This window comes from Rhizobium sp. BR 315 (assembly GCF_050577975.1).
GTDB lineage: Bacteria > Pseudomonadota > Alphaproteobacteria > Rhizobiales > Rhizobiaceae > Rhizobium > Rhizobium miluonense.
This window is the reverse complement of record NZ_JARWKZ010000160.1, coordinates 1-628: the sequence shown is the minus strand read 5'-3', so window position 1 is coordinate 628 and position 628 is coordinate 1. Positions and strand designations below refer to the sequence as shown.

Sequence of the window (628 nt, the reverse complement as noted above, 5' to 3'; positions counted from 1 at the left end):
CACCGATACGCCCGCTTCCGAAGTCTCGTGTGCGTCAGATGCCAGTGCCTGCTGGCTGCCGCCGCCCAGAACATCAAGAAGATCGCAATGGCCCTCACAAAGGCGCCAAAGCCAAGCATGGCCTGAGCAGATCAGGCCGTTTCAACAAAATCGAAACGCCACCTTCTCAAAAGCATCAATCCGCAAACACAAAACCCGCCGAAAATATCGACGGGTTTGTCAGCGGTCTGAGGCCCCCCGGCGGGGGCCTTCGATTGCGAGGCAGACCGCCTCCAGTCCTTTCCGGAAGCGACCGAACCCAATCGACTTACTTGGCGTTCTTGACGAATTCCGTCGTATAGGTCCTCGCCAGGTCGATCGACTTGCCCTGGACGTTCTTGGAAAATTCGGAAAGCACGGCCAGAACGGTTTTCGGACCATCTTCCGGCATCACGCCATCGGGCGTGAACATCGCCTTGCCGTTTTCGAGCGCCTTCACATAGCCTTCCTTGTCACCGACATAGAAGTCCTTCGGCATCTTGTCGGCAATCTCGGCGGCCGAGTGGGTGTTGATGAAATGCAGCGTCTTGACGAAAGCATTCGCAAGCTTCTGCGTTTCCTCCTTGTGATCCTTGACCCACGCTTCCTG

General features: G+C 56.7%; 1 pseudogene. It reads right to left on the bottom strand.

The features are described from left to right. Positions 1 to 307: 307 nt before the first annotated feature. Positions 308 to 628: pseudogene (locus tag QD409_RS35525) on the bottom strand (ABC transporter substrate-binding protein); the annotation flags it as partial.